The sequence below is a fragment of the Bacillus sp. N1(2025) genome, from assembly GCF_053470005.1.
On record NZ_JBLTJB010000008.1, the window covers coordinates 20,623 to 45,776 of the forward strand.

Consider the following 25,154-nt stretch of genomic DNA (forward strand, 5'->3'; position numbering starts at 1 on the left):
TTTTATAATTGATCCAATTCATCTTCTGATAGAACACGGCAGCCTGCCCGTTTTAAAAGAGCGGAAGTGATGCCGTCTCCGAGTATTTTTTTTCCTGAGAAAGTGCCGTCATAGATAAAGCTGCTGCCGCAGGACGGGCTGTTTTCTTTAAGGATGACCGTTGCGGCGCCTATTTCTTTTGCGTATGCTAACGTTTTTTCCGCGCCGTCCATATATAAAGCCGTAACGTCTTCGCCTGATGCCGTTACGATTTTTGCTGTTCCGTTCAGCACGTCTTCGCCCGTGCCGCCGATGATTTCCGCCGGTTCGCGGGGAGTGGTGAAGCCGCCCAAAAGTTCGGGGCAGACCATAACAGCTTTCTTTTCTTCTACGAGTCTGCGGATTTTTTCCGAAGCGGCGTGAGAGCCGTTATACCTGCATTCGATACCGCCGAGACAAGAGCTGACTAAGATCATCTGTGTCCATTCCCTTCAATATTTTGATACTTTCATCATAAATGAAATAAGAGAGGAGGGATGAGTTTTTCAGTTAAAAAACGGGTAAAAAAGTTTGAAAATAAAAAAAATAATTTTTCTCTTTACAAATGGGGTACAACCTGTATATAATAACTTTTGTCAGCTCGACGCGGACATAACGGCCCGTTGGTCAAGCGGTTAAGACACCGCCCTTTCACGGCGGTAACACGGGTTCGAATCCCGTACGGGTCATATGGAGGATTAGCTCAGCTGGGAGAGCATCTGCCTTACAAGCAGAGGGTCGGCGGTTCGAGCCCGTCATCCTCCACCATATTTGCCGGCCTAGCTCAATTGGTAGAGCAACTGACTTGTAATCAGTAGGTTGGGGGTTCAAGTCCTCTGGCCGGCACTGTTTTTCAAAAAAATACGGAGGGGTAGCGAAGTGGCTAAACGCGGCGGACTGTAAATCCGCTCCCTCAGGGTTCGGCAGTTCGAATCTGCCCCCCTCCACCATTTTTGGGCTATAGCCAAGCGGTAAGGCAACGGACTTTGACTCCGTCATGCGTTGGTTCGAATCCAGCTAGCCCAGTATCAGACACCTTTTGCATAAAGGTGTCTTTTTTTATCAGCATTTTGTTTCGATTTCTGATTGTTCATCAGATATACTATTTTTAAGCTGCTGTTAAGGCAGTATATTCTGTATTTTCCATCTACACCCTGCCTGAAATTTGGTAAAATAAATGTAATAAAAAAATGAAACCTTTTAAAACAATCAACGTATAGATACAGACCGGTGAAGGGCAGAGGTAAGATAAAACATGGAAAACCTGATTAAAAAAAGAATCAAGCAAGTCAAAAAAGGCGATCAAAATGCGTTTGCAGAAATCGTTGACCTTTATAAAGATAAGATTTACCAGCTTTGCTACCGCATGCTCGGCAATGTTCACGAAGCGGAAGATATTGCGCAGGAAGCTTTTATCAGAGCGTATGTCAATATCGACAGTTTCGATATCAACAGAAAGTTTTCAACGTGGCTTTACAGAATTGCGACCAACCTGACCATTGACCGCATCCGCAAGAAAAAGCCTGATTACTATCTGGACGCAGAAGTAGCGGGAGCAGAAGGGCTGACGATGTATTCGCAGATCGCCGCGGACGGGGTTCTCCCTGAAGACGCCGTATTGTCATTGGAGCTGTCGGACACAATTCAGAAAAAGATTTTAAAGCTGCCTGACAAGTACAGAACGGTTATTGTATTAAAGTATATTGACGAACTCTCTTTAATTGAAATCGGGGAGATTCTGAATATCCCTGTCGGCACCGTCAAGACAAGGATACACAGAGGCAGAGAGGCTCTTAGAAAACAATTGAGGGATCTTTAAGTGGGGTGATGAAATGAGCTGTCCTGAACAGATCGTGCAGCTTATGCATAAGCATCTTGATGGAGATATCCTTCCTGAAGATGAAAACGTATTAAAACAACATTTGCAGTCATGCGGGAATTGCAAACGGCATTTTCATGAAATGGAGAAATCCGTAGCACTCGTCCGAAGCACATCGCATGTCACGGCCCCTGCTGATTTTACTGCCAAAGTTATGGCGAATCTTCCAAAAGAGAAAAAACGCGCTTCTGTAAAACGATGGATCAAAACTCATCCGATGATTGCAGCCGCAGCGGTTTTTGTGATTTTAATGGGCGGCGGTTTTTTCAACAGCTGGCATAATGACCACAATTTCAGTGTGTCCAAACAGCCGAACCTTGTCGTGCAGAATCACACGGTCACCGTCCCTGAAGGCGAGACCGTAAAGGGCGATGTCACAGTAAAAAACGGCAAGCTGTTCATTGAAGGAAAAGTCGACGGCAATGTGACCGTCGTCAACGGAGAAAAATACATGGCCTCAGCCGGACAAGTCACCGGGCAGATTGAAGAGATTAACCAATTGTTTGACTGGGTCTGGTACGAACTGAAATCGGCGGGCCAGGGCGTCGTGAGCGCTTTGGACCCGAATGAAGATGAGTAAAGCGTATAATCGCTTTACTCTTTTTTGTGCATCGCCGCGCTGGCTCATTTCACTTGAGAAATCAAAATGTGGTATAATGAGCACGCTATATGATGTACATATTGCTCATGCAGCACAATTCATAACAGAAAAACGAAATGACTGAATTCTTGGAGGACGAGGAAATGGCTTTTGAGGACATCCCATTTTTGCAATACCTCGGCAATGCCGTTGATATTCTCCTTGTTTGGTATGTGATATATAAATTAATCATGGTCATACGCGGGACGAAGGCGGTTCAGCTTTTAAAAGGAATCGTCGTCATCGTATTGGTCCGGATGGCCAGTTCATATTTGGGACTCAGCACGCTTCAGTGGCTGATGGACCAAGCGATAACATGGGGATTTTTAGCGATCATCATTATATTCCAGCCTGAGCTGAGACGGGCGCTTGAACAGCTCGGACGGGGCCGGTTCTTTTCCAGGAGCGGAACCCCCGTGGAGGAAGCGCAGCATAAGACAATTGAAGCGATTACAAAATCGATCAGCTACATGGCGAAACGCCGCATCGGCGCACTCATCGCGATTGAGCGCGATACGGGAATGGGCGATTATATTGAGACGGGCATCCCGCTTAATGCGCAGGTCAGCTCGGAGCTTTTGATTAATATCTTCATCCCGAATACACCGCTGCATGATGGAGCGGTCATTATGAAAAATAACGAGATTGCGGCGGCTGCCTGTTATCTGCCGCTTTCTGAAAGCCCGTTTATTTCAAAGGAGCTGGGGACGCGTCACAGAGCGGCTGTCGGCATCAGTGAAGTGACGGACAGCTTAACCATTATTGTATCTGAAGAGACGGGCGCCATCAGTGTGGCCAAAAACGGAGACCTTCACAGAGAATTGACGGAAGAAGCACTGAAAGAAATGCTTGAAGCCGAGTTTAAGAAGAACGCCAGAGATACTTCTTCTAACCGCTGGTACTGGAGGGGCAAGAAAAATGGATAAATTCTTAAACAACCGCTGGGCTGTAAAGATCATTGCATTGCTCTTTGCGCTGCTGCTTTACGTTGCGGTTAACAACAACCAGGCGCCGACTCCGAAAAAGCCGGGGGAATCCTTTTTTCCGACATCAACGACTGACGAGGCTACGCTTACTGATATTCCTGTAAAAGCATACTATGATGAAGCGAACTATGTCGTCACCGGCGTGCCCCAGACCGTAAATGTCACGATTAAAGGCTCGACAAGTGCGGTGAAAAAGGCGAGACAGACGAAGAATTTTGAGATATACGCCGATATGAATAAGCTGAAGACCGGGACTCATAAGGTCGAATTGAAGGCGAAAAACGTATCGGACGGACTGACGATCTCCATTAACCCGTCAGTCACGACGGTTACGATTCAGGAAAAAACGGCTGAGAGTTTTCCCGTGGAAGTTGAATACTACAATAAAAGCAAAATGAAAAAGGGATACACCCCTCAGCAGCCGATTATCAGCCCGAAAAACGTGCAGATTACAGGTTCGAAAAATGTGATTGATAACATTTCACTTGTCAAAGCATCCGTGAACCTTGAAAATGCAAATGAGACCATTGAAAAGGAAGTGAAGGTGACCGTCTATGACAAAGACGGCAACGCACTTCCTGTTGATGTTGAACCGTCAGTCATTAAAGTGACAGTTCCCGTAGCCAGTCCGAGCAAAAAGCTTCCTTTCAAAATCGAAAGGAAGGGAAGTCTTCCGGACGGGGTGAGCGTTGCGAGCATTGACTCGAATCCGAGTGAGGTGACGGTTTACGGCCCGCAGGATGTGCTGGATTCACTGGAATTTATTGACGGCGTATCTCTTGATTTAGGCAAAATTGATAAAGATACCGATATCAATGCCGATATCCCGCTTCCTAAGGGTGTCACTAAGGTATCACCGGAAAAAATCACGCTTCATGTTAAAGTGGACAGCGAAGACAAAAAGGATTTTGACAATGTCGGAATCAAGACGGTCGGACTGGGAGGCTCACAGCAGATTGAGTTTCTCGATCCTGAATCGCAGGCGATAAATATTACGGCCAAAGGCTCTCCCGCCAACATTAAGGCGCTGAAAAAGTCAGACATTGAACTGTATGCCAATGTCTCGGACTTGGATGACGGAGAGCACTCTGTAAAGCTTGAAGTAAACGGCCCGCAAAACGTCACATGGTCCCTGTCAAAAGACACGGTTAAGATCAAGCTGACTTCTAAGAAAAACACAAGTTCAAATAAAAATAACGGCGGTTCCGCTGATTCCGGCAATAAGAACGGCACAAGCGGAGACGCAGACAAAGACAAGAACAAGAACCGGGAAGACGACACTGACAGCGATCAGAATAAAAGTCAAAACCAGGATCAAAATCAAGACCAGGATGAAGACGGATCAAGCGCTGATTCTTCTTCAACAGAATGAAAAAGGAGCGATACAAAATGGGCAAGTATTTTGGAACAGATGGTGTAAGAGGTGTTGCCAACAGCGAGCTTACGCCAGAGCTGGCCTTTAAAGTTGGGCGTTTTGGCGGTTATGTCCTGACCAAAGATAAGCAGCGCCCGAAAGTGCTGATCGGCCGTGATACACGTATCTCCGGACATATGCTGGAGGGAGCCCTTGTCGCCGGACTTTTATCGATCGGAGCTGAAGTGATGCGCCTCGGCGTTATTTCTACGCCGGGGGTATCCTATTTAACGAAAGCCATGGATGCTGAGGCGGGCGTCATGATCTCCGCTTCTCACAACCCCGTACAGGATAACGGAATTAAATTTTTCGGAGGGGACGGCTTTAAGCTTTCTGATGAGCAGGAGGCCGAGATTGAACGTCTTATGGATGAACCGGAAGATAAGCTGCCGAGACCGACAGGCGCGGACCTCGGGCTTGTGAACGATTATTTTGAAGGCGTTCAAAAGTATCTGCAATTTTTAAAGCAGACGGCGGACGAAGATTTCACAGGCATTCATGTAGCGCTTGACTGCGCCCATGGTGCGACATCTTCCATTGCGACGCACCTTTTTGCCGATCTCGATGCTGACGTATCTACAATGGGGACGTCTCCGAACGGATTAAACATTAATGATGGCGTCGGTTCTACACACCCGGAAGCGCTGAGTGCTTTCGTCAAAGAAAAAAACGCCGATATCGGCCTTGCGTTTGACGGAGACGGCGACCGCCTCATTGCCGTTGATGAAAAAGGAAACATCGTCGACGGTGATCAAATCATGTACATATGCGCGAAGTATTTGAAATCAGAAGGCCGTCTGAAGGATGATACCGTCGTATCGACCGTGATGAGCAACCTCGGTTTCTACAAAGCGCTTGAAAAAGAAGAAATCAAAAGCGTTCAAACGGCAGTCGGCGACCGCTATGTCGTAGAAGCGATGAAAAAAGACGGCTATAATGTCGGCGGCGAACAGTCGGGGCACCTTATTTTCCTTGATTACAACACTACCGGCGACGGTCTCTTGTCCGCGATCATGCTTGTAAATACGCTGAAGGCGTCCGGCAAAACCCTTTCAGAACTTGCGGATGAAATGAAAAAATTCCCGCAGCTCTTAGTGAACGTGAAAGTGACGGATAAATATAAGGTAGAAGAAAACGCTAAGGTGAAGGCCGTTATTTCTGAAGTGGAAACAGAAATGAACGGAGACGGCCGGATTTTAGTGCGCCCGTCAGGCACCGAACCGCTCGTCCGCGTGATGGCCGAAGCGAGAACAAAAGAGCTTTGTGACGAATATGTCACAAAAATCGTGGATGTCGTGCGGACAGAAATGGGAGCGGAGTAGCGAAGTTTATAAGCAGAGAGCGAACAAGACAAGTGCGATCAGCATAATATGATAGTAAACATGATGCCGGGGCGGCAAAAAATAATTGACCGTCCTTGGCACATGCTGTAAAATCAAGCTTGTTCAGCCTTTGTTTTTCACTTGCAGGAAAGGCGGGATTGTTTGCATCTTTTATAATTACAGCGCCCGAACTAAGCGCCCGAAAAACGGCTTAGTTGACGAGGATGGAGGTTATCGAATTTTCGGCGGATGCCTCCCGGCTGATTCATTTAGATCACAGCCGTAAGGATTTCTTCAAACCGGAGGGGCGACTCTCCGAACAAAGGGAAATCACATGATCTTCCAAAAAAACATGTGGGAGGGGACGATTGAAAGTCCCCTTGTAATTTGACTTTCTTCGTCTCCTTTTGCACCTTTAGGAGGAAGAAAATATGTGTGGAATTGTAGGTTATATCGGTCAGCTTGATGCGAAAGAGATTTTGTTAAAAGGATTAGAGAAGCTTGAGTACCGCGGTTATGACTCTGCAGGTATCGCTGTGGCGAATGAGCAGGGCGTGCATGTGTACAAAGAAAAAGGCCGCATCGCCGACCTTCGTGAAGTGGTGGATCACACGGTTGAATCTCAAGCGGGAATCGGCCATACACGCTGGGCGACTCACGGCGAACCAAGCTTCCTGAATGCTCACCCGCATCAAAGCACACTCGGCCGCTTTACACTTGTTCACAACGGTGTGATCGAGAACTATGTTCAGCTGAAGCGCGAATATCTTGAAAACGTTGAACTGAAAAGCGACACGGACACTGAAGTAGTCGTTCAAATGATCGAGCAATTTGTGGCGGGAGGACTTAGCACAGAAGAAGCGTTCCGCAAAACACTGACTCTGTTAAAAGGTTCTTACGCAATTGCATTATTTGACGGTGAAAACACAGACACCATTTACGTTGCAAAAAACAAAAGCCCTCTGTTAATCGGCCTTGGAGATACGTTTAACGTCGTGGCGTCTGACGCGATGGCTATGCTTCAAGTAACGAATGAATACGTTGAGCTTTTGGACAAAGAAATGGTGATCGTGACAAAAGACGAAGCCGTGATTAAAAACCTAGACGGTGAAGTCATGACACGTGCGTCTTATATCGCTGAGCTTGACGCCAGTGATATCGAAAAAGGCACATACCCTCACTACATGTTAAAAGAAACGGATGAGCAGCCGCTTGTTATGCGCAAAATCATCCAAACGTATCAGGACGAAAACGGCAGACTGGCCGTGGCCGGCGATGTCGCTGACGCCGTGGCGGAAGCGGACCGCATATATATCGTGGCTTGCGGAACGAGCTACCATGCCGGTCTTGTCGGGAAACAATATATTGAAATGTGGGCAAACGTACCGGTTGAAGTGCATGTAGCGAGTGAATTCTCTTATAACATGCCGCTTCTGTCTAAGAAGCCGCTCTTTATCTTCCTTTCTCAAAGCGGAGAAACAGCGGACAGCCGCGCTGTGCTTGTTCAAGTCAAAGCGCTGGGTCACAAAGCGCTGACGATTACAAACGTTCCGGGATCAACGCTTTCCCGTGAAGCGGATTACACATTGCTTCTGCACGCAGGTCCTGAGATCGCTGTTGCATCAACAAAAGCGTATACGGCTCAGATTGCCGTCCTCGCGATCGTTGCGTCCGTTGCAGCAGAACGCAACGGCGTTGATATCGGTTTTGATTTGGTCAAAGAATTAGGTATCGCGGCAAACGCCATGGAAGCCCTCTGCGACCAGAAGGACGAAATGGAAATGATCGCACGTGAGTACCTGACTGTTTCAAGAAACGCTTTCTTCATCGGCCGCGGCCTTGACTACTTCGTGTGTGTCGAAGGCGCCCTGAAGCTGAAAGAGATTTCTTACATCCAGGCGGAAGGCTTCGCCGGCGGCGAGCTGAAGCATGGAACAATCGCTCTGATTGAAGAAGGAACACCGGTCTTTGCGCTTGCGACACAAGAACACGTCAACCTGAGCATCCGCGGAAACGTGAAGGAAGTCGCAGCCCGCGGCGCCAACACTTGCATCATCTCGCTGAAAGGCTTAGAAGACGCAGACGACAGATACATCCTGCCGGAAGTCAACCCTGCGCTTGCTCCGCTGGTTTCTGTTGTGCCATTGCAGCTGATCGCTTACTACGCTGCACTGCACCGCGGCTGTGACGTTGATAAACCGCGCAACCTTGCGAAGAGTGTTACGGTGGAGTAGGATTTGACAAGGAAAGAAAACAGTATGTTGTTTTAAATTCAAAGTTTGTATTGTTCTTGGAAAAAGTTGCACCGTTCTACCCCTTTAGATATACTCATCTAAAGGGGTATTTTCATGTCTAAACAGAAAACTAAGTAGAAAAATTGATTGAAAAAGGTATAGGATCTAAAAAATACATAAACTGGAGCTAAACATTCAAGTTTTAACTTCAATAAGGATGCTCATCGTTTATAATAAATTGAATAAGGAAGATAGTAGGAGTCTTCTATCTGATATAAAACAATAATTATAACTGTTAACTGAATATTTAGAAAATAGTATTAACATACATGGTAATCATTAGATTATATTGTCAATGAAAGGTTGCAGATGAGTTAGAAATAAACCTTCATACAGTTCTTAAAACAAAAGAACACATTGTTATGATAATGGTTTAGGGAGACGAATAAATATTGGTTAGAAGGTTGTACAAAATCATTATACTGAGAAATATCAGTTAATGTTTTTGAAGTAGTTTAAACCTATTCGAGATCTAGGTAACATATTATCATCTTTATTTAAATCAAGAGACAAGAGAGTTGGAGAATTCGTAAAGGATATTTAAATGAATAATATAGAAGTTCATCAAATCTTATAATGCCGAAAATAAATAAAGAAATTAATACCCGGGAATTCAGAAAAATACAGCGAAAAAGAGGATTGATTATTACTATGTCTAATGAAGAGGTTTTATTAAATAAAGTTTTAGATGCGAGTTCTAATACAATTTGGGATGAATTGAAAAAGATAAGAGAGTCTTCAGAAATAGAAAAAAAGACTATTAGGCGTAGATGGATATGGGAACTAATTCAAAATGCATCTGACTGTACACCTAAAGGTAAGAAAATAGATATTAAAATTGATTACTCTAATAATCAAATCATATTTAGTCATAATGGGCTGCCATTTTCGTATGAAAATTTATTAGATTTAATCACACAAATCTCATCTAAGCAAAGTTCAGAAGAAAAGAAAACAGGAAAATTTGGAACAGGTTTTATGTCGACTCATTTATTATCAGAGGTTGTACGAATTGAAGGGTCGTTTAGCCAAGAAGATAGTAGGTATACAAAATTTGAGTTCATTGTTGATAGATCAGGAGATGATTATAGCGATATTAAGAATAAAACAAAAATTATGCTAGAACAATTAGATCTTGTAAGCAGAAATCAAGAGGAATTACAAGAAGAGTATGAGGATACAAAATTTGTTTATTCAATACAGGATGATGACATAAAAGAAGCAGTAGAGGAAGGGATAGAAGATCTAAAAGAGACTATTCCTTATGTATTAACTTTTAATGAGAATATCAACTCTATTACATACAATGGTGATTGTTACAAAAAGGAGAAAGTAGAAACTTCACGTTCAAATAAGAAGCTAAAAGCTGTTCAAATTAACGTTTCTGATAGTATTAAAGAGTTGCTAATATTAAATGAAAATAATGTAACTATTGGTTGTGCTATCGAACGTAAAGACAAGAAAATATATTTCTTACCAATTCCTGATGCTATGCCAAGGATCTTCTGTGAATTTCCTCTATTAGGAACTGAAGAATTTAGTTTTCCTATAGTAGTTAATTCAGGATTATTTGAAGTAGAAAGGGACAGAAATGCTATTAGAGATAGCAATCCAGTGAATAATGAATTAATAAAGGTAGCTGTCTCTTTATACAAGGAATTAATAGATTATTGTTCAGAAAGTAAAGGGACAAGAAATGAATTTAATATTTGCATTTTAAAACCCTCTACTTCATCAAGTATTCAGGCTTATAGCTATAAAGAAATTAAAGAGCATATTGAGAAGAGTCCAATTGTTCCTATTCATAATCATTTGGAAGATTTAAAACGATTAGCATTTAAAGATAATAATGGTAACGTGACAATAGGCATACCAAAAACAAAAAAAGCACACATAAGGACTTACTTTGGGATATTTTATCTAATTATAACGGAGTATCGATACCAACTAAAGATACTTACTTAGGCTGGGCTGAGGTTTTTGGAGAGAATGTTGGATTCTCTTGGATAAACGATATTTTTAAAGATTCAAATATTGATAAATTAGTTGCTTGTTTGAATGATAAGACTCTATTTGCAGAGTGGGTAAATGCATTTTTTTCTCTTTGGATTAAGGATGCAGGTGTTGATGAAGTTGTAGAATCGGCATTTGTACCGAATCAAATTAATGAATTTGTACAGTTCGCCTGTATTTATCTTGATAAAAATATAGATCAAGAACTAAAACAGATCTTAACATTATTGGGTGAGAAAATTGAAGGACAGTTATTGAAACTAGATATTATTTCATTTGAACACTATTTCGAAGAACACCCCAAAAAAATTAAGACTAATGAAATATGCTCTGATCAAATAGAGCTCAAAGTATCAAAACTTCTAAGTGAGGAAACTATTGACAGGATAGAAAGAAATAAATCTACCCAAAAAATCTTTAATAGATTAACTAATTGGTTCCTATCAAATCCTGAAAAATCAAAAAAATGGTTTGGGAATTTATATTCAAAGAGAATGATGTTATCTTCTCCAGAAGAAAATCTGAGAAGATATAGAATAGCGGAAAAAATAGAGGAAAATAACATTAAGTATGAAGAATTAGATGAAATTATTAATAATCGAGATAAAATAATGGAGATTATAACTAACTCTGAACTGAGTAAAGAAGATATTATCAATCAATTAAAACATGTTATTACCTCATCCGAAGAAATGAAACGCTATGTTGAGAATTTACTACATAGAAGCACAGAAAATATTTTTAAATATTTAAGCAGACTTAAAGATTATACACTTCCGGCAACTTTAGAAGAATGGATGAATGAAAAGTATTCTGATACGGTATTTCCGGCTAAGTATAACGGAAATGATTTTAGAATCATTATTCGTCCAAGTGATTATCAAAAAATAATATTTTATTATGATGAAGAATTAGAGGCTTTAGATGATGTCAACTATCAATTGTGGACGGATGATGGAGAAGTACAACGAATGGTTACTTTAGGTGATTTGCTTAAAACAACAGGTATATCTAAAATTCCATTGACTAAGTTATAAGAGAGGTACTTTTTAGTGTTTAGAACAATTAAAGATATTGAAAACAAAATAAGTACAAATAATAGACAGAATACAACATATATACACCCAATTGCGAGTCATGAAGAAATAGCAAAATTAATTGTTGCATACTCGAACAGTAACGGTGGAGATATAGTCTTTGGAATACGAGATGATGGAAAAAGATTAGAAATAAAGAATTTTCCCTTTAGATTTGATTTGGAGAGAGTTCAAAATTTGATAGAGGGTATTATAAATATTAAAAGTGAGTACTTTACATTAAAAGGCATTAAGCTATATTATATTTCTATTAATAAAGCAGAGGAATTAGTAACAGTAAATAAAACTATTTATAAAATTGGTGATAGTGAAGTGGCTGAACAGATGAAGAACCAGAAGATATTTATTTCATATTGTTGGAATGATGTAGCATTTGCTGATTTAATTGATAATGATTTCAAAAATATGGGTTATACTTTAACTAGAGATGTTCGAAACATTGAGTTTAAAGATAGTATTAAAGATTTCATGAAAACTATTGGGAAACACGATTTTGTTATTAGTATTATTAGTGATCAATATTTAAAATCAGTAAATTGTATGTATGAGATATCTGAAGTTATGCGTTCGCGTGAATATAAAGAGAAAATGTTATTAGTTATACTAAAAGATTCTGATAAAGAATTTGTACCTTCACTTTCAGAGATACCGACTACAATTGCAGCTAATATATATTCTTTTGAGCAAAGGATAGGATATATATCTTATTGGGAAGAGAAAGAGAAGGCATACTCGGAAATGATTCAGAAAATAACTCAAGATACAAATAAGATTGAACCTTTACAGGAGTTAAAAAGAATAAAGAGTATCACAAATAACGTCAGTGAATTTTTATCTGATATAAGTGATTGGAACAATACTAATTTAAGTGACCTAAAAGCATCTGACTATACAGCTTTTATAAAAGAAATTAACCAAAGTGTTAACTAAATGATTGCTTTGAATTTATTTAATGATATATACATAGTGGGAAATTGATATTTCAATCAATCTTTTTTATAAAACCAAACTCCACACAAAAATCAAACCCACGCATTTTGATCAAACTTTGTTCAAAATGTGTGGGTTTCTTCTATTATAAAATCAACGTTTGCAAAATGCTTTTAATTGAACTTTATTCGAAAGCTGCATTATTAGCCAGAGGGGTTTTTTAATGCAGAAATTAGAAATACATACTCTTGGCGATTGTAAAGAAATCCCCTTTTATATATTGAAAAGGATTAACACCTGCTTTATAATACGAGATGCATTCCGGTTAACATCCATAAATGTAATCATTAGTAAATCGTTTTGTGCATGCCTCATCGGAAAGTAATCACCTCTAGTATTTTCCATCATGAATATCCATTATATAAACGTAATCAATCGATTACACATCCAAATTATGATTAAAAAAGACTTTAAAATCCCTGTTGTATTTGCCGACTCCTGATCCATTATGAATACCTCGACTAGATATGAAAATAACAACATTTTTTGAATAATCCGGTTCAATTCTTAAAAAAGTCCTGACAACAATGATAGGAGTGGAATGATGTCAAACCTTTTAGAAATCAGAAACATCAGCAAATCTTTTGGTCATAAAGTTGTTTTAAAGGATGTTACATTCAATGTGCCTGCCGGATCCATTGTCGGTTTTATCGGTGATAACGGCGCAGGCAAGTCAACAACATTTAAAACGATATTAGGGTTAATCTCTCAGGATAGAGGTAAAGTGAAAATCTTTGGTAAAGAGAATCTGGATAAACATATAAAGTTCAAAGAAGATATAGGGGTCGTATTTGATGCGATGAATCTGCCCGCGCATCTTACGATAAAACAGCTGAATCATGTATTTAAAAAACTATTCGGTGCTTGGGACCAAGATCATTTTTATCGGTTGGTTCATTCTTTCTCTTTACCTATGGACAAAAAAGTGAATACATTCTCGCGCGGCATGTCAATGAAGTTATCAGTAGCTGTTGCTTTGTCGCATAATGCAAAATTATTACTCCTGGATGAAGCAACGGGAGGGCTTGATCCCTCTTCAAGAGATGCTCTGTTAAATGAATTAAAAAGCTTTGTGAGTAAAAGCAACGGCGGTATTTTACTTTCATCGCACATTATGACTGATGTCGAGAAGATAGCCAGCCATATCATTATGATGAAAGATGGCGAAATTTTATTAAATGAAGAGAAAGACAAGGTTCTTGAAAGCTATACTGTTATAGACGTTGATGAAGGCCAATTGGCTGAGCTTGACGAAGATATCGTTCTAGCAAAAAGGAATCATGGATCTTATTGGAGTGTGCTTGTATCGGATCAACAGAAATTGCCGAATGGCGTAACGGCCAACACCATTTCCATAGAAGAAATCAGCGTCTTTTTAACGAGGAGTGAAAACATTGAGAGGTCTGTTACTGACTAACTATTACTTGGTTTATCGGAGTTTCTTTGCATACACGGGGTTGGCCATATTGGTATCAGCAGTCATTTTTTATTTTGGGGATGCTTCAATGCATCGTTTTGTTGCTATGCTGATTATTTTGTTTGTCGTCATGCCCGCACTTGAGGTTATAAAGTATGAGAGCAAGTCTGGCTATGACAGGTATGTCCTGACTTTACCGGTCAGCAGAACAAATATTGTTCAAAGTCACTATGTCTTTTATCTTTTGATTGTTGTGATCGGAGCTGTAATATCTTATGGTATTTTCCTTGTATACAGCCTGGGTTCTGATGAACCAATTGACGGCATATTGAATATTGTCTCTTTTGGAACGTTCATCGTTCTCTTTGCCGGTGCAATCGTTTATCCTCTTCTCTACATGATAGGCCCGGAAAAATCCGATGCTATCGTGATTGGAGGTGCAATGGGGGGACTTTTTGCTACCTTTGGATTGCAAAGTGTCGTTGGGTATGCAGCAGAACAAGTACCGCTGTCATTTTTGCACATAAATCCTTCTTTATATGTTCCGATTATATATCTCATGATCGGCGTTATCTTATATATCATTTCATTTTTCATTGCTGCGGCTATCTATCATAAAAAAGAATTTACAACAGGATAAGGCAAGGAACGGGCTCATAAATTCACTTAAACTTCAAGCAGACAGCCGCCCGCATAATGGGCGGCTGTTCTTCTAATTAAAACTGCGTTGTCACATCGTACTCATAATCAATCTTCAATTTTACATTTTTCATAGTCGATTTTGCTGTTGCGAGTGTGTTGTATTTAAAATTCCAGATGCTTGAGACTGAGAGGTTATCATCCAGTGTGATATCGTAATTTCCTTGAGTGGAGCTGTTTGCGAGTGCGCGGTGCCACACTTTATTTTCTTCAGACATTATGCAGTGTCTTGTGTTTCCTTGGCTTGGTGTTTGAGTCGCGGCGGTACTGATTCTTTTCACTATGGCGTCTTTTGGAATGCTTGTTTGTTTGGTTAAGTCGAGCCTGAGAACAGTTGAATCTGATCCATTCGAACTGAGGCTTGTATTTCCTTTATTTTCAGCCGTGCCGCTGAATGAGAAGGTCTCGCTTCCGGTTTTGATTCGATCGTAAATGGAGAGTGTAAAGTATATATCGTCAGTGTATGAGCCGCGGGACACTTTCACGTAGAACGTCTCGTTGTTTTCTTTCGCATCTGTAATGGCATAGATAAAAGGAAGCGGCGTATCAGGGTTTATCACTTCTGTGCCTTTACTGATCAGCACTTTGTTTTTATTATAAATTTCAATGCTCATTCCCTTGTATTCACTTCTTGTTGAGCTCCTGACATAGAGTCTTTCTCCCTTATTTGCCGTGAAAGTGAAGTACGATTCTTTTTCCCCTTCCGGCAATACGGCTGTATCAATATTTTTATATTTCCAGTAGCCTACTGGATTGGCAGTTTCAAATGAGTGATTTCCTGTAATAGCGCTTATTTGTGATGAGTTCTTTTGAGACGCAGAGGCTGAGGCTGAAGGTGCAATCAATACGCCTGATAATACGATTGCACTGACAAATAGCATAGATACATACTTTTTCATGGAAAAATCCCCCTTTTTGACTACATCATACATAAAAACCCTCATGATGTAAACATTTGTTATTTTAGGTTAAAATCAACTGGAAAACAGCCGATACAAACACTAGAACATCATCTCAAGCGGAGGTTAAAAACATGCGCCTAAACGCTCGTTATATAAAAAATCAAATAATGGCTCAGCAAGTGCTTCAGCGGTATTCTTCCAAAACAAATGGGAAAGATGCGGCAAAAGGGCCGGACAGCTTATTGATTCAGGCAAGCGGGACCCGCGATCTGAGCCAGATGAATTATTCAAGGAGCGGTGTCACTGAGAAAGGGAGCAGCCTGTCCCGTTTATATCAATCTGCAAATCAGAAAACGATTACGGATAATGGGAATGAGACGGTAATAGACGCTGATAATCCGTATGAGTCTGAGAGTGATATTGCGAGCAGGATTCTTGATGAGAAATACAGCCGTATCAATGAAATCAATAAACGAAAATCAGATCCTTTGCGTTATATTAAGGACAAATACCAGCGTGCCGATTCACCTTATTTCAGGAGTGATTTATCAGAATCAGAGCGTCAGGCCGCTTATCATAACGAAACGGAATGGCTGTTTAAGGGGAAAGCCCAGAGCTATGATTTCCGTGATGCGGCGTTTCGGGGTGAAACGCTCAACGGAGAGATTCAAGTCGAAAATGAAAGGGTGTTTCAGCGGGCGCAGGTGAATCAGCAGATAGATATGCTTTTTCATCGGAATCATATTCAGATGCCGGAGGGTGCGAATCTTACATTTACGATATCACCGATTGATTATCTGTTAAAAGTGAGCGGGACTGACGATAAAGAGCTCACTCAGCAGATTGAAGCCGTCTTAAACTCCGGGGAAAACAGCAAAGAGCTGTTTGCGCACATCATTCGCAGCCGGAGTGATGACTCCTCGCAGTTTACGCCGGAAGCATATGAGAAATATCAAGTCATTCGGGAAATGTATGAGGTGACCGGCTATCATCTGAAAGACTTGCAGATCGTGGACGGAAAGTACGTCACAGAAGACGGCCGTGACCTTTTAGACGTCTATAAGGAAGCGCTGCAGCTCGATCCTTTGTTGAAACATACGGCGGCAGAAGCGGCCGCCCATTACGGACAGGCGCTCACGAAGCTTGCGAGAACGGGTTATGATGCCATTCCTGATTTGGTGCTGTCCATTGAGTATAAAAACGGATCTCTGCGTGATGTCGGCCAAAGCAGGCAATACGGATCTGGAGATACAGGTTGGCTTTCTGAATGGAAACGGGAGCTGGGTGTGCGTATATAAATTGAGAAAAAAGCTGACAAATGATGCCGTCAGCTTTTCTTTATGTCTTTTCTTAAAACTCCTCATACTCCGCCGGGTCTTGGCCGTTTATGCGTCCGTCGGGGCGGGTAAGCGAGTCGATGATGTTCATGTCGTTTTCATCAAGAGAGAAATCAAAAACGGAGATGTTTTCAAGCTGGCGCTCGGGCGATGCTGATTTTGGAATCGGGATGGCGCCCAGCTGGATATGCCAGCGTAAAATGACTTGAGAAATGGTTTTGCCGTATTTGTCCGCAATCTGTCCGAGTTTTTGATCGTTCAATACTTCACCGGCGCGGGATAACGGACTCCATGATTCTGTCACGATGCCCTGTTCTTCGTGCCATTGGCGCTGCTGCTGCTGATTAAAAGCGGGATGCAGTTCAATTTGGTTGATGCCTGGCTTTACGCCGGTTTCACGTTCGAGCCGTTCGATATGCTCAGGCAGGAAATTGCAGACGCCGATGGATCGGATCAGGCCCCATTTTTTCGCATCAATCAGTGCCTGCCATGCTTCCGTGTAGCGGTCTTGTTTCGGATTCGGCCAATGGACGAGATACAGGTCATAGTAGTCCAGACCGGCGCGGTATAAAGATTCTTGGATGGTTTGTACAGCTTTGTCATAGTCATGGTAGCGTCCGGGCAGCTTGGACGTCACGTATAGCTGTTCTCTCGGAACAGAGCTTCTGCGGATGGCTTCTCCGACCGTCCCTTCATTTTCATAGTTATAAGCGGTGTCAATCAGACGGTAGCCGATATCAATGGCGCTGGTAATGGCATGAACGCCATTGTTTCCATTAAGAGCGTATGTACCGAAGCCGATCGCGGGAATGCTTGTCCCATCCAGCAGTTTCTTTTGCGGAATTGTCCCAGTCATCATTAAATCCCTCCTTGTTTTCTACTTTACCATTATTCTTACAAATGAAACATAATAACGGAAGGAAATGAGATGATCCGCACATGAAAAAAGCTGACGGAGAACCGTCAGCTTTAAATTTGAAACATCCATGCTACGACGGGGCCGAAGACCGACCCTAACACGGCGCAGAGCGTCATGGAAACAGAACTCATGGAGACCGTTAATTCTCCGTACTCCATTGCTTTTGAGGTGCCGAGCGCATGGGAAGCGCTCCCGAATGCAATTCCTTTCCCGAGTGAGCTGCGGATGCGGATCCACTTGAGAAGCAGCGGTCCTAAGATAACGCCGGAAAACCCTGCGATCATGACGAACACGACTGTCATGGAAGGGACACCGCCGATACCGGACGCAATCTGTATGGCGACAGGCGTCGTAATTGATTTTGGGATAATTGACAAAATCAAACTCCGGCTGATGCCGAACAGCTCTGCAAATAGCAGGCCGCTGACCATTCCGGAGAATAAACCGGCCAACACGCCGCCGATGATCGGAAACATATACTTGATTAACACCCGGCGCTGCTTATAAAGCGGGTATGCCAAAGCCACCACGGCGGGGCCGAGCAGTGAATTGATCCATTGTCCGCCGATCATATAGTCTTTATACGAAATATGAAAAACAAGCAGCACGGCGATAATGAAAATCGTAGTCGTCAAAACCGGTATGAGAAAGGGATATGGAAAGCGCACATATAATTTCACCATAGCCAGATAGGCGGCGGCCGTGAACAAAATTATAAGGATTGCGATACATGCTTGCTGCACTTCTTTTTCTCCTTTCTCTGATTGGCTTTGTGCTCTAACAGCTGGCTGGCGTACCCTGCGGCGATCATTGTGACGATGGTGCTCAGCACGATGATTAAAAACAGAGCAGCCCCGCTGGCGGAAAACAGTGACGGGTAATTGATGACGCCCGTCATGGCCGGAATGAATAACAGCGGAAGAAAAGACAGCAAAAATCCGGCTCCGTCTTCAATCATTTTGACGGGAATGATCTTAACCGATAAACATATGATCAGCAGGATCAAACCGATGATACTTCCGGGAATGGGCAGGTGAAAGAACTGCTGAACGGCTCCCCCGATAAAGGAAAATGCGAATAAAATAATGATTTGCAAGATGATGCGTATGACTTTCACGACAATGCTGTTCTTTGGAGAAGAGCAGCTTCCCCCTTTCTTGATGCTTCGATATGTTTCTTTACTTTTTGCGCATATATTTGTACTATACAAATATATGTATGCAAAATCTTTCTATATGTTTTCTGAGTAAATGTGCATATGTTTGTATTATACAACTAATATTGCTGTTGTCAATTGTAAGGAGTGAGGCTGTTGTCAAAACAAGATCCGATTGAATTAATTGAATATGAGCTCACCACTTTTATCAGGAGAGCTGTTTATCTTGATAACTCCGACCGTAAAATCGGACATCTGGAAAGGGCTGCGTATTTGTTATTACGGCAGCTGGATGAATTCGGACCGGCGCGTGTAAAGGAATTAGCCGAATCTTTTAAGCTGGATATTTCCACATTGTCTCGCCAGGCCGCGGCCTTGGAGTCGAAAGAGCTGATCCAGCGTTTTTCCGATCCTTCTGACGGGCGGGTCAGTCTGTTTGCGATTACGAAGCTTGGCAAACAGAGGTTAAAAGCTGATAAAAAGATGCGTCTTGATCGATACCGACATATGCTTGACGATTGGTCAGGCGATGAAAAAGAAATGTTCGGCCGGCTTTTGCTGCGGCTGAATGAGGCATTTATCGATTAATGTATGATTTTTGCCGGTTAAGCAGGATTATGGCGTATACAAGGGAGAATGGAAGAGAGTAAGACTTTACGCCATTCTGCTTAGCAAAAATAATATTGAATAGGGGGCGGAACATGTTTCTCCAGGGACATCCTGTTTCCCGGAGGCTGCGGCATTTATTATCTCAATATTCATAATTCAATAAAAATGAAAGCGCTTTATTTTTAGTCTGTTGGTTTAGGGTGCAAGGTGTTTACCTGAAAAAAACAATTGTATTTTCCACGAAAATTTATTATGATGGAATAAGGAAATTGGAGATTATATAACAATAGAAAGATAGAATATTTCTAATATTGCGGGAAATGAAGAGTGAGTTAGGTTCAACAGGTGCACCTTCTGCTTCATTATTTCACATATATCAGAGCTGTTAAGAGGAGGAAGCGAAGTGGCAAACAAAGAATTAAAGAGAGGCTTAGGCGCGCGTCATATACAGATGATTGCGCTGGGCGGCACGATCGGTGTCGGTTTATTCATGGGGTCATCCAGCACGATCGGATGGACCGGGCCGTCTGTCCTGCTGGCTTATGCGATCTCAGGTATCTTTATCTTTTTTATCATGCGTGCGATGGGCGAAATGCTCTATGTAGAGCCGAGTACAGGGTCGTTTGCGACATTCGGCCATAAGTATATACATCCGTTAGCCGGCTATATGACGGCGTGGAGCAACTGGTTTCAATGGGTGATCGTCGGGATGTCTGAAATTATCGCCGTCGGTTCGTATATGAAATATTGGTTTCCTGATCTGCCGGCATGGATTCCCGGCATTATCGCCATGGCCATTCTCGGTGCGGCGAATTTAATTTCGGTAAAATCTTTCGGTGAGTTTGAATTTTGGTTTGCCATGATCAAAATCGTCACCATTATTCTGATGATTGTGGCCGGAATCGGAATTATTTTCTTCGGTTTCGGTAACGGAGGGCATGCGATCGGATTATCTAATTTATGGTCGCACGGCGGTTTCTTTACGAATGGTTTTTCAGGATTTTTCTTTGCCTTGTCTTTGGTCGTTGCGGCCTATCAAGGGGTCGAACTGATCGGGATTACGGCAGGGGAAGCGAAGGACCCGCAAAAAACGCTGCGAAGCGCGATTCAGAGTATTATTTGGCGGATTTTAATTTTCTACATCGGTGCGATTTTCGTAATCGTTACCGTATATCCGTGGAATGAGCTTCACTCACTCGGCAGTCCGTTTGTTTCGACATTTGCGAAAGTCGGGATTACGGCGGCGGCCGGTTTGATTAACTTTGTTGTGATTACCGCTGCGATGTCCGGATGCAACAGCGGGATATTCAGTGCGGGACGCATGCTTTATACATTGGGCGTGAACGGACAGGCCCCGAAATTCTTTAAGAAAGTTTCTTCGAGCGGTGTGCCGATATTCGGTACGTTTGCCGTATTAATCGGACTTGTGATCGGTGTCGTGCTGAACTACATCGCGCCTCCGAAAATTTTTGTCTATGTGTACAGCGCGAGTGTGCTGCCGGGAATGATTCCGTGGTTCGTCATTTTAATCAGCCATCTCGGTTTCAGAAGAGCGAAGGGCGCTGAGCTTGATAAGCATCCGTTTAAAATGCCTTTTGCGCCGTTTACAAACTATTTGACGATCGCTTTCTTACTCATGGTATTGATCGGCATGTGGTTTAACAAAGATACGCGGATTTCTTTGGTTGTCGGGGTGATTTTCCTGGCGATTGTGACGGTCAGCTATTATGCGTTCGGTATCGGCAAGCGCGTGCCTGGTGAAAAATCGAAAATAGAAGACGCTGTATAATTCAAAAAGACACTCTCTTACAGGGGTGTCTTTTTCGGCTTGTCCGCGAGTGGTATACTGGTTAAAAAAAGCAGAACCGGGGGAAACATCGATGAGTCATTACCGTACGTTATTATTTGATATAGACAATACGCTGCTGGATTTTACCGCTTCAGAAACCGATGCTCTTCAAAAATTGTTTCAAGGTTCAAAGCTGGAGCTGACGGCAGAGGTGGAAGCCCGTTATAAAGCGTTAAATCAGGGGCTGTGGAAAGCGTTTGAAGAGGGGGAAATGACCCGCGATGAAGTGGTGAATACACGGTTTGCCCTTTTGTTTAAAGAATACGGCCTCGAAGCCGACGGCGTGCTGTTGAATCAGGCGTACCGCCAATACTTAGAAGAAGGGCACCAGATGATAGACGGAGCTTATGAGCTGATTGAACGGCTGAGTCCTTTATTTGATTTATACATCGTGACGAACGGCGTCTCAAGATCACAATATAAGCGGCTGGGCGACTCCGGTCTGTATCCGTTCTTTAAAGATGTGTTTGTATCTGAGGACACGGGTTTTCAAAAGCCGATGAAGGAATACTTTGATTACGTGTTTGCGAGAATTCCCGGTTTTTCTGCCGAGGGCGGACTTATTATCGGCGATTCACTGAGCGCGGACATAAAAGGCGGTCAGATGGCGGGAATTGATACGTGCTGGTTTAATCCCGGAAAGAAAGCAAATGAGTCCGGAATCATCCCGACATACGAGATTCATTCGCTTGATGAGCTGTATGATGTGCTGAACGTGGAGCGGAAAGCCGCCGCTCATTTGTAAGGAGAATACGATGAAGATTGCACATACGAAGTTACTGATCAGGGGTTTTGCATTACTATCAATCTTTCATGCGATTCTTCAGCTTCCTCCCGGCCGGGGGGAGCTGAAGGTTTTTTTGTCTGTGCTCGTGATGATGCTGACGGCTAATGACTGCCTGCGGCCGCTGTATATGAAGAGAAGACCGGCTATATATCAAGGCTCTTTTCTCCTGAGCAGCGTTATCGCGGGAGTTCTTTTGTACAATGTCTATAGTGTGGGGACACAGGCCGTAATGGTGCTTTTATTGGCGGAGGTGCTTATTACTGATAAGCAGATTTCGGCTGTTTTGTTAACGATGAATGCCGCCGCATTTGCCGCAGCTTTATACGCCGGCGGAGCGGGTGTCAGTGATATCGTGCCGCCATACTTCATCATGTTTGCGGTGATTTATTTATATAGGAAAAACCTGCAGGAGAAGTCGAAGGTTGAATTGCTGAACCGAGAGCTGAAGATCGCTAATGATACACTGAAGGAATATTCAGACCGGATTGAGGAACTGGCCGTTACGAAAGAAAGAACAAGAATTGCGCAGGAGCTGCATGATTCTCTCGGTCATTATCTGGCTGCTCTGAAAATGAATTTGGAATTTGCCGGGAAGACAGCCGGGCATCAGCCGGACAAAGTGAAGCAGATCATTCATAAGGCGCATGATCTTACGAAAGAATCCATTTTAAAGCTTCGCCAGGCCGTTATGCTGCTGCAGGGCTCTTTGCCGGGGCGGGGATTTGAGCAAGAGCTTCGTGACATTTTCAGCCATTTTCAAGAGGCGGGAGGCATACGCTTCGAGCTGGAGATGGATGCGGCCATAGAAGCGGAACAGCCGGATGTGAAGCATTGTCTTTATCAATCCGTTCAGGAAACGATTACGAATGCGATAAAGCATGGACATGCTTCATATGTTTCTGTCCGGATTCAAAAAAACCGAAACATGATATTGGCGCATATTCATAATAACGGCTCAGCCTGCGGAACGATCATAAAATCAAATGGTCTGAAAGGAATTGAGAAAAGAGCAGCCGCACTTGGCGGAGAGGCTGTTTTCTCGTCTGGGAAGGAAACGGGTTTTGACGTGAAAATAAGGATTCCGTGCAAGGAGGATTAATCAAGTGAATGTCATGATTGCAGACGACCAGTCCATTGTGAGAGAGGGGCTGAAAATGATTCTGAGTCTTCACGAAGGAATTCAAATATCGGGAGAGGCTTCTTGCGGCGAAGAGGTGCTCCGGCTGCTTTCTCAATCCGAAACTGATGTGATTTTGATGGATATCAGAATGCCCGGTATGGACGGAATCGAAACGACAAAAGCGGTAAAAGCGCGATATCCGTCCGTAAAAGTCATCATTCTGACAACGTTTGAAGATGATCACTATATTTTTGCCGGGCTGAAAAGCGGAGCCGACGGCTATCTCTTGAAGGATGCTGATTCAGATGAAATTATCGCCTCCCTTCAAGCCGTTTATGAAGGGAAGATGATGCTGAATCCCAAAATCACGGTTTCCGTCGTAAAAGCGCTGAACAATATGGAGATCCCTGCGGTGCAGGAAGAGCCGCAGTCAAAGCTGACGGAGATTCTCACGCCGAGAGAGCTTGATGTGGCGAAACACATTATGGAAGGCAAAAGCAATAAACGCATTGCCGCAGACTTATTTCTGACTGAAGGCACTGTGAAAAACTATGTATCCAGAATCCTCGATAAACTTGAAGTGTCAAACAGAACCGAGCTTACTTTATATTTGCAAAAATTGGTATAACCCCGCTTCACCCTCCTCTCTTCCTTTTTATCACTAAACATATGACGAAAGTAATATCCATATCGAGTACGAAAGTGAATAGAAAACAAGGATTGCCGAGAGTAGAATAAGTGCAGACATGACACAAGGAGTGCTGCACGAATGCTCGAATTAACGGATTTGACAAAGAAGTACGGCGATTTTACCGCTGTCAATCATATATCACTGCGCGTCGAAAAAGGAGAGATATTCGGTCTGCTGGGACCAAACGGCGCCGGTAAATCAACAACGGTGTCGATGATCAGCACTGTGCTCCCGCCGACGGGCGGAACAATCTGCATTGACGGAACTTCATTACACGAACAGCCTGCGGCCATAAAAAAAGTGATGGGAGTCGTCCCGCAGGAAATCGCTTTATATCAAGCGTTAAGCGCAAAGGATAATTTGGCTTTTTTCGGGAGTCTGTACGGACTGTCCGGTAAGGAACTTTGTAAACGGGTTGATGAAGTGCTGGACATCATCCAATTAAAGGAACAGCGAAACCAAAGGGTATCTGAATTTTCAGGCGGCATGAAAAGACGGGTGAATATCGGTGCCGCGCTAATGAATGAACCGAAACTATTCATTTTAGATGAACCGACTGTCGGAATTGATCCGCAATCCAGACATCATATTCTTGAAACCGTGAAGACGTTAAATCAAGAAAAAGGGATGACCGTCATCTACACGAGTCATTACATGGAAGAGGTCGAATACCTCTGTGAAAAAGCGGCGATCATGGATCACGGCTCAATCATTGCCTGCGGGACGAAAGACGAATTGAAGCAGTCAGCCAAAGCCTCTGATACCTTGATCGTGAATGCAGAGGGGCTGAATGATGATGCCGTTAAAAAAATCCGCCGCATTCCCGGTGTTGCCGAGGCTGCTGTCAGCCAGCAGACCATTACGATGCTCGTCTCTGCGGCAGATCGCAATATCCTTGATATTGCGGATGATATCAGGAAAACCGGTATCACCATTAAGGGCATTCATTTCGAGGAAGCCAATCTGGAAAGCATTTTCCTCCGGCTCACCGGCAAAACGCTGCGGGATTCATAGG

The 25,154-nt window shown here is 42.9% G+C and carries 23 protein-coding genes and 5 tRNA genes; 23 read left to right on the top strand and 5 right to left on the bottom strand.

Annotation, left to right across the window (positions count from 1 at the left end; translation table 11 throughout):
* Positions 1-2 precede the first annotated feature (2 nt).
* Entirely contained in the window at positions 3-455 is a 453-nt protein-coding gene (locus ACNFN4_RS16480; protein ID WP_014416775.1) for a DUF523 domain-containing protein, read from the bottom strand.
* A gap of 180 nt (positions 456-635) precedes the next feature.
* Between ACNFN4_RS16480 and ACNFN4_RS16485 the strand changes: the two genes are divergently transcribed.
* The 16 genes from ACNFN4_RS16485 (at position 636) to ACNFN4_RS16560 (ending at position 14,710) form a co-directional block, all read left to right on the top strand.
* A tRNA-Glu gene (locus ACNFN4_RS16485) sits at positions 636-707 on the top strand.
* Positions 708-710: 3 nt separating this feature from the next.
* A tRNA-Val gene (locus ACNFN4_RS16490) sits at positions 711-786 on the top strand.
* Positions 787-791: 5 nt separating this feature from the next.
* Positions 792-864 (top strand) — tRNA-Thr (locus tag ACNFN4_RS16495).
* 19 nt (positions 865-883) lie between these two features.
* A tRNA-Tyr gene (locus ACNFN4_RS16500) sits at positions 884-968 on the top strand.
* Positions 969-972: 4 nt separating this feature from the next.
* Positions 973-1,044, top strand: a tRNA-Gln gene (locus ACNFN4_RS16505).
* A gap of 229 nt (positions 1,045-1,273) precedes the next feature.
* Positions 1,274-1,837: an RNA polymerase sigma factor SigW gene (gene sigW, locus ACNFN4_RS16510; protein ID WP_003156766.1), complete on the top strand. Its 564-nt coding sequence runs from the start codon at positions 1,274-1,276 to the stop codon at positions 1,835-1,837.
* Between the two features lie 13 nt (positions 1,838-1,850).
* The gene (gene rsiW / locus ACNFN4_RS16515) at positions 1,851-2,477 is read left to right on the top strand and encodes an anti-sigma-W factor RsiW (protein ID WP_003156765.1); all 627 of its coding nucleotides are present in this window, start codon (positions 1,851-1,853) and stop codon (positions 2,475-2,477) included.
* A gap of 164 nt (positions 2,478-2,641) precedes the next feature.
* On the top strand, positions 2,642-3,463 hold the full coding sequence (gene cdaA, locus ACNFN4_RS16520; RefSeq protein ID WP_003156763.1) for a diadenylate cyclase CdaA: 822 nt from the start codon (positions 2,642-2,644) through the stop codon (positions 3,461-3,463).
* Positions 3,456-4,895: a CdaR family protein gene (locus tag ACNFN4_RS16525; RefSeq protein ID WP_021495334.1), complete on the top strand. Its 1,440-nt coding sequence runs from the start codon at positions 3,456-3,458 to the stop codon at positions 4,893-4,895. The genes cdaA and ACNFN4_RS16525 overlap by 8 nt, the downstream gene beginning before the upstream one ends.
* 17 nt (positions 4,896-4,912) lie before the next feature.
* The gene (gene glmM, locus ACNFN4_RS16530) at positions 4,913-6,259 is read left to right on the top strand and encodes a phosphoglucosamine mutase (protein WP_014416778.1); all 1,347 of its coding nucleotides are present in this window, start codon (positions 4,913-4,915) and stop codon (positions 6,257-6,259) included.
* Between the two features lie 431 nt (positions 6,260-6,690).
* A complete protein-coding gene (gene glmS, locus ACNFN4_RS16535; RefSeq protein ID WP_215797337.1) occupies positions 6,691-8,493 on the top strand; it encodes a glutamine--fructose-6-phosphate transaminase (isomerizing) in 1,803 nt (600 codons plus the stop codon).
* A 711-nt stretch (positions 8,494-9,204) separates the two neighbouring features.
* On the top strand, positions 9,205-10,518 hold the full coding sequence (locus ACNFN4_RS16540) for an ATP-binding protein (protein ID WP_448200320.1): 1,314 nt from the start codon (positions 9,205-9,207) through the stop codon (positions 10,516-10,518).
* Between the two features lie 89 nt (positions 10,519-10,607).
* Positions 10,608-11,603 (top strand): hypothetical protein, encoded by a 996-nt coding sequence (locus ACNFN4_RS16545; protein ID WP_448200321.1) that lies wholly within the window; start codon positions 10,608-10,610, stop codon positions 11,601-11,603.
* Between the two features lie 15 nt (positions 11,604-11,618).
* Positions 11,619-12,593: a TIR domain-containing protein gene (locus ACNFN4_RS16550; protein WP_215797335.1), complete on the top strand. Its 975-nt coding sequence runs from the start codon at positions 11,619-11,621 to the stop codon at positions 12,591-12,593.
* A gap of 604 nt (positions 12,594-13,197) precedes the next feature.
* Positions 13,198-14,070 carry an ABC transporter ATP-binding protein gene (locus ACNFN4_RS16555; RefSeq protein WP_104679040.1) on the top strand — a complete coding sequence of 291 codons (873 nt, stop codon included), beginning with the start codon at positions 13,198-13,200 and terminating at the stop codon, positions 14,068-14,070.
* The gene (locus ACNFN4_RS16560; protein WP_014416781.1) at positions 14,048-14,710 is read left to right on the top strand and encodes an ABC-2 transporter permease; all 663 of its coding nucleotides are present in this window, start codon (positions 14,048-14,050) and stop codon (positions 14,708-14,710) included. Before ACNFN4_RS16555 ends, ACNFN4_RS16560 begins: the two co-directional genes overlap by 23 nt.
* Positions 14,711-14,786: 76 nt before the next feature.
* On the opposite strand, the gene ACNFN4_RS16565 is transcribed toward ACNFN4_RS16560, so the two are convergent.
* Positions 14,787-15,668, bottom strand: a complete 882-nt coding sequence (locus ACNFN4_RS16565; RefSeq protein WP_104679039.1) for a hypothetical protein — start codon at positions 15,666-15,668, stop codon at positions 14,787-14,789.
* A gap of 134 nt (positions 15,669-15,802) precedes the next feature.
* Here ACNFN4_RS16565 and ACNFN4_RS16570 point away from each other — a divergent pair, with 134 nt between their 5' ends.
* The gene (locus tag ACNFN4_RS16570; protein ID WP_053285461.1) at positions 15,803-16,969 is read left to right on the top strand and encodes a DUF4885 family protein; all 1,167 of its coding nucleotides are present in this window, start codon (positions 15,803-15,805) and stop codon (positions 16,967-16,969) included.
* Positions 16,970-17,021: 52 nt separating this feature from the next.
* Here ACNFN4_RS16570 and ACNFN4_RS16575 read toward each other — a convergent pair whose 3' ends face one another.
* The 3 genes from ACNFN4_RS16575 to ACNFN4_RS16585 all read right to left on the bottom strand — a co-directional run bounded on the left by ACNFN4_RS16575 (position 17,022) and on the right by ACNFN4_RS16585 (position 19,044).
* Positions 17,022-17,867: an aldo/keto reductase gene (locus ACNFN4_RS16575; RefSeq protein WP_079890943.1), complete on the bottom strand. Its 846-nt coding sequence runs from the start codon at positions 17,865-17,867 to the stop codon at positions 17,022-17,024.
* Between the two features lie 110 nt (positions 17,868-17,977).
* Positions 17,978-18,670, bottom strand: a complete 693-nt coding sequence (locus ACNFN4_RS16580) for an LrgB family protein (protein ID WP_007408978.1) — start codon at positions 18,668-18,670, stop codon at positions 17,978-17,980.
* Positions 18,640-19,044, bottom strand: coding sequence for a CidA/LrgA family holin-like protein (locus ACNFN4_RS16585; protein ID WP_003156751.1), 405 nt, complete (start codon positions 19,042-19,044; stop codon positions 18,640-18,642). The genes ACNFN4_RS16580 and ACNFN4_RS16585 overlap by 31 nt, the downstream gene beginning before the upstream one ends.
* Positions 19,045-19,239: 195 nt before the next feature.
* Between ACNFN4_RS16585 and ACNFN4_RS16590 the strand changes: the two genes are divergently transcribed.
* The 6 genes from ACNFN4_RS16590 (at position 19,240) to ACNFN4_RS16615 (ending at position 25,153) form a co-directional block, all read left to right on the top strand.
* On the top strand, positions 19,240-19,671 hold the full coding sequence (locus tag ACNFN4_RS16590; RefSeq protein WP_014416787.1) for a MarR family winged helix-turn-helix transcriptional regulator: 432 nt from the start codon (positions 19,240-19,242) through the stop codon (positions 19,669-19,671).
* A 424-nt stretch (positions 19,672-20,095) separates the two neighbouring features.
* Positions 20,096-21,481, top strand: coding sequence for an amino acid permease (locus ACNFN4_RS16595; RefSeq protein WP_042634757.1), 1,386 nt, complete (start codon positions 20,096-20,098; stop codon positions 21,479-21,481).
* A gap of 91 nt (positions 21,482-21,572) precedes the next feature.
* Complete coding sequence (locus ACNFN4_RS16600; protein ID WP_021495325.1) at positions 21,573-22,286, top strand: YjjG family noncanonical pyrimidine nucleotidase; 714 nt, start codon at positions 21,573-21,575, stop codon at positions 22,284-22,286.
* A gap of 10 nt (positions 22,287-22,296) precedes the next feature.
* Entirely contained in the window at positions 22,297-23,427 is a 1,131-nt protein-coding gene (locus ACNFN4_RS16605) for a sensor histidine kinase (RefSeq protein ID WP_232489370.1), read from the top strand.
* A 4-nt stretch (positions 23,428-23,431) separates the two neighbouring features.
* Positions 23,432-24,076, top strand: a complete 645-nt coding sequence (locus ACNFN4_RS16610) for a response regulator (protein ID WP_448200322.1) — start codon at positions 23,432-23,434, stop codon at positions 24,074-24,076.
* Between the two features lie 141 nt (positions 24,077-24,217).
* On the top strand, positions 24,218-25,153 hold the full coding sequence (locus ACNFN4_RS16615; RefSeq protein ID WP_191389421.1) for an ABC transporter ATP-binding protein: 936 nt from the start codon (positions 24,218-24,220) through the stop codon (positions 25,151-25,153).
* Position 25,154 lies beyond the last annotated feature (1 nt).

Bases quoted from the DNA above. Each gene is read 5' to 3' on its own strand.
- rsiW (WP_003156765.1), top strand. From the start codon at position 1,851: ATGAGCTGTCCTGAACAGATCGTGCAGCTTATGCATAAGCATCTTGAT.
- ACNFN4_RS16555 (WP_104679040.1), top strand. From the start codon at position 13,198: ATGTCAAACCTTTTAGAAATCAGAAACATCAGCAAATCTTTTGGTCAT.
- ACNFN4_RS16600 (WP_021495325.1), top strand. From the start codon at position 21,573: ATGAGTCATTACCGTACGTTATTATTTGATATAGACAATACGCTGCTG.
- sigW (WP_003156766.1), top strand. From the start codon at position 1,274: ATGGAAAACCTGATTAAAAAAAGAATCAAGCAAGTCAAAAAAGGCGAT.
- ACNFN4_RS16565 (WP_104679039.1), bottom strand. From the start codon at position 15,668: ATGAAAAAGTATGTATCTATGCTATTTGTCAGTGCAATCGTATTATCA.
- ACNFN4_RS16480 (WP_014416775.1), bottom strand. From the start codon at position 455: ATGATCTTAGTCAGCTCTTGTCTCGGCGGTATCGAATGCAGGTATAAC.
- glmS (WP_215797337.1), top strand. From the start codon at position 6,691: ATGTGTGGAATTGTAGGTTATATCGGTCAGCTTGATGCGAAAGAGATT.
- cdaA (WP_003156763.1), top strand. From the start codon at position 2,642: ATGGCTTTTGAGGACATCCCATTTTTGCAATACCTCGGCAATGCCGTT.
- glmM (WP_014416778.1), top strand. From the start codon at position 4,913: ATGGGCAAGTATTTTGGAACAGATGGTGTAAGAGGTGTTGCCAACAGC.
- ACNFN4_RS16570 (WP_053285461.1), top strand. From the start codon at position 15,803: ATGCGCCTAAACGCTCGTTATATAAAAAATCAAATAATGGCTCAGCAA.
- ACNFN4_RS16525 (WP_021495334.1), top strand. From the start codon at position 3,456: ATGGATAAATTCTTAAACAACCGCTGGGCTGTAAAGATCATTGCATTG.
- ACNFN4_RS16615 (WP_191389421.1), top strand. From the start codon at position 24,218: ATGCTCGAATTAACGGATTTGACAAAGAAGTACGGCGATTTTACCGCT.
- ACNFN4_RS16540 (WP_448200320.1), top strand. From the start codon at position 9,205: ATGTCTAATGAAGAGGTTTTATTAAATAAAGTTTTAGATGCGAGTTCT.
- ACNFN4_RS16605 (WP_232489370.1), top strand. From the start codon at position 22,297: ATGAAGATTGCACATACGAAGTTACTGATCAGGGGTTTTGCATTACTA.
- ACNFN4_RS16575 (WP_079890943.1), bottom strand. From the start codon at position 17,867: ATGATGACTGGGACAATTCCGCAAAAGAAACTGCTGGATGGGACAAGC.